The organism is Nonomuraea sp. MG754425, from assembly GCF_021699195.1.
GTDB lineage: Bacteria > Actinomycetota > Actinomycetes > Streptosporangiales > Streptosporangiaceae > Nonomuraea.
The window spans coordinates 1-3,592 of sequence record NZ_SSXE01000366.1 but is presented as its reverse complement, the minus strand read 5'-3'; the positions used below and the strand labels follow the sequence as shown (position 1 = coordinate 3,592).

At 67.9% G+C, this 3,592-nt stretch carries 3 protein-coding genes; 1 reads left to right on the top strand and 2 read right to left on the bottom strand.

Annotated elements, in window-relative coordinates:
• Window positions 1-242: 242 nt before the first annotated feature.
• Window positions 243-1,784 carry an ISKra4 family transposase gene (locus FAF44_RS52490; protein ID WP_237111002.1) on the bottom strand — a complete coding sequence of 514 codons (1,542 nt, stop codon included), beginning with the start codon at window positions 1,782-1,784 and terminating at the stop codon, window positions 243-245.
• Window positions 1,785-2,187: 403 nt separating this feature from the next.
• On the bottom strand, window positions 2,188-3,060 hold the full coding sequence (locus tag FAF44_RS52485) for an SDR family oxidoreductase (protein WP_237111001.1): 873 nt from the start codon (window positions 3,058-3,060) through the stop codon (window positions 2,188-2,190).
• Between the two features lie 302 nt (window positions 3,061-3,362).
• Here FAF44_RS52485 and FAF44_RS52480 point away from each other — a divergent pair.
• Window positions 3,363-3,592 (top strand): sigma factor (locus tag FAF44_RS52480; protein ID WP_272896237.1); only part of this gene is annotated, 230 nt, incomplete at its 3' end.

Sequence of the window (3,592 nt, the reverse complement as noted above, 5' to 3'; positions counted from 1 at the left end):
GCTCATGTTCGGCCGGGCCAACCTCGACCTACTCCGGAAGATGGCACTCCACAACTGAGTCACCGATCGTGACCACTCCCCAGAGAGTGCTCAAGAGCCAGTCAATGAACCCAGTCCCGGTCCGAAACACCTATCAATCGCGGGTAGTTTGACCACTCCGTGGACGAGGTTGGAGCAGGTAGCAGGACCACATTGAGAAGCGTTCGAGAAGGGTGTGGCTCTTCCTTCAGTGACTGGAGCGATCAAGCCGTGAGGGAGTATCCGTCCTGGTAGCCGGTCTGGTGGACGCGTTCGTGTTGGCGGGCGAGGTGGAAACGCCAGTATTCGTCGAGATCACCGTTGGCGATCAGGGCGCGGAGTTTCAGGACGACTTCGGCTCCGGCCAGGCCCCAGCGTGCTCCAGCGAGGTCGAATCTGTCGGCGATCAGATGGCGGCAGGTGCCTTCGATCACGCCGGTCGCGATCGGCCATCCCGCCTCCAGCGCCTGGTCGTAGCGCAGATACTCGAGGTTGTTGGTGAGGTAGCGGATGCACGCGTCGATGCCGTCGCGGTGGTGGGCGGCCGTGCTGGTGGCCTGGCCGGACAGCGCGGTGATGACGTGGTCGGTGTGCCCGGCCAGCAGGGCCAGAGCGTGACCGGCGACCCAGTCCTCGGCGGCCGGTGCCGCGGGAGGATGCACGCTCCAGGCGGCAGCCCATAATCTCTCCAGCACGTGAACGAGGTCGATGACGGTGTGGACGCCGAAGCGGCGGCGGGCGGCCTCCGCCGTGATCAGATCGAGCTGGTGGCGGGCTCCGTCGACGAGCACGACCCAGGGACGGGCATGGCCGGGATCACGGGCTTCGGCGTGGTCGAAGACCTTGGCGATCACTGCGGCGGGCCCGGTGATGATCAAGCCGCACAGCCACTTGCGGATCGCGGACGGTCGGGTGCGCGGCGGACGCTGCCCGGCCCGGCCGCCGGGGACGGCGATCACATCGTGCGGCCGGCGGGGCGCGGGCTCGACGTCGTAGACCACCCCGAGGGTGGCCATCCGTTTGCGGGCCGGTTTCTCACCCGCCGCCGGCCGGGTCCGGAAGGCGGCCCGGGCGCGGGCGGCGGCCTTGGCGGTCGCGGGCCGCAGCGCCTCGGGACGCATCGCGACGCCCTTGCCATCCACGCTGATCGCCAGCACCGTGCAGGCGGTGCACGGCAGCGGCGTCCGTGCGGCGTAGAAGGCGTCGACATCGACCGCCGCCGCCACGACCGCCTGCTCGATCTGCCGTTTGCCGATCACGTTGCCGCAGCGCGCGGTCAGTGCCGCGTGCGCGGCGTCGAACGAGCCGCGCACCGTCTCGATGACCGCGAGCTTGGCCAGCCCGGCCGAGTGCCGCACCGCCGGCAGCGACAAGGCGGCATCGGCCGGATAGAGGTTGCGCACCTCTGGGGCGCGCCAGGCGCACCGGGTGATCGTTACGGTCCCGACGAGGGTGGCCAGCAGGCGGTGATGCCCTGTCTCCAGCCGCCTCCGCGACACGCCGTCGGAGCCGATCACCCCGGCGGCCGTTCCGTAGTGGCGGGCGTGGTGTGCCTGTTGCCGCTCGCGCAGCGCCCGCAGATCGAGGTGCGCCTGCAGCAGCTGACGTTGCAGTTCACGCCCCTGCTCCACGATCGTCTCCTCCAGCCGGTCATGGGTCAGCATGCCGGAGGCCGTGTCGGTGAGCTGTCCGATGAGCCAGTTGAAGGTGTTCTTCGCCTCGGCAAAGACGTCAGCGGTGACCTCGGTGTCGTACGGTGCCTGCATAGGGCTCTTCTTTTCGCCGGGGACGATTGGGTTGGCACCTTCGAACCTGACCGAGGGGAGAGCCCTGCCACAATCACCCGCCCGGTGACGACGCGATTCCGTCCCGTGACGCTGCGCCATCCTGCTGGGCCATCTCACGGGCCACCGGTTCGGTCACCATGAACAACCCCGGCCCTTCTTCCCGGGCCCAGCTGCCCGGTCGACGCATCGACCTCTGGGGCGTTGACGGCGAATGTGTCGGTTGACGGGAAGTATGGGTTCATTGTCGGTTCCTGTCGGTTTCGGGTGCGGTCTGTCGGATCTGGCCCGGTAGATCACTACTGGGAAGCTGGGCGACGAGGAATCGGTCGGCCCGCGCCGACGCCGCCTGAACCGTATGGCCCGATGATGACCGTTCGCCTGATCAGCCAGGTTGGAAGTGGTCCGCGTGCTCGGCGGCCCACTGGGCGAACGAGCGTGGTGGGCGGCCGGTGACCTGCTGCACCGTGTCGGTCAGGGCGAAGTCGTCGTCGAGCGGTGTGCCGAAGAGGTGCAGCAGCATGTCCACCTTCTCCGCCTCGCTCATCCCTGATTCGTCGAGGATGCTGAAGAAGGACAACTGCGGACGGTTGCCGTTCACCACCCATTCCTGCCGGACCTGCTCCGGGGTGAGTTCCTCGAATCTGAGGGGACGGTCGGTGGCCTCGCCGAGGATGCCTACCATGTCGCGGGCGGTCAGCACCTCGGGTCCGGTGAGGTGGTAGGTCTGGCCGTGGTGGCCGTCCTGGGTGAGTATCGCTGCCGCCACGGCCGCGATATCGGACTCGTGGATGGGAGGGCTCTTGCGGTCGCCGTACGGCTCGCGCACGACACCGCTGGTGCGCAGGGGCTCGCTCCAGTCGGTGAGGCAGTTGGACATGAACTGGAAGGGGTTCAAGAACGTCCACTCCAGCGTCCCGGTCCGGACGGCCGGCTCCAGGGTTCCCTCCTGCCAGCCGTTGAGGACGGTGACCCGGCCGAGCCCGGCGGCCGTCGCGAGGTCCACGATCTCCGTGCCGTTCTCGAGAACCTGGTAGTTGCCGCCGAAGTTGATCAGATGGGCCGCGGTGACACCGGCGAACGCCGCGGCCAGCGTGGTGGTGTCGGTGAGGTCGCCGCCGACGACATCGACGCCTTCCGGCAGATGCGCGGTGGCAGGGTTGCGCGTGAGCGCGCGCACCTTCTCTCCCTGGGCCAACAGGTGGCCGACGAGATGCCGGCCTACGGTGCCGGTTGCTCCGGTGACCAGAATGGTCATGGCGTGCTGCTCCTCACGGGAAGTCGGTCAGGTGGATCTGAGAGGACTCCGGCGTGCTGAAGCGTGACGTCATCAGCGGCGATTGTGATCCACGCCTCACGGCGAACGGCTCGACCATGCGGAGCACGTCGAGCAGTTCCGGTGTACAGGGGCGGGCGTGGACGGCGAAAGCCCAGGTCAGCTCGCCGGCCCCGTGGATGGGCCGGTCGGGCCCCCGGTGAGACTCGGCTCACACTTTCGGGCAGGTGTCACACTCTGCCCGCCCGTCTTCTCTCAGGTCTGTCGAAACAAAGGGGATCGTGATGAGCGACATCCGGACCGCAATCTTCGGCGACCATCGCGAGTTGCTGTTCTCCATGGTCTACAGCATGCTCGGCAGCGTCGCCGACACCGAGGACGTCCTGCAGGAGACCTGGTTGGCGTGGTCCTCCGTAGACCTGGACCAGATCGAGAACCCGCGCGCCTACCTGGTGCGGGTGGCGGTGAACCAGGCACTCGCCCAGCAGAGCGCCCTTCGACGCCGCCGCGAGAC

Coding starts and splice junctions, on each gene's coding strand:
- FAF44_RS52490 (WP_237111002.1), bottom strand. CDS start 1,784: ATGCAGGCACCGTACGACACCGAGGTCACCGCTGACGTCTTTGCCGAG.
- FAF44_RS52485 (WP_237111001.1), bottom strand. CDS start 3,060: ATGACCATTCTGGTCACCGGAGCAACCGGCACCGTAGGCCGGCATCTC.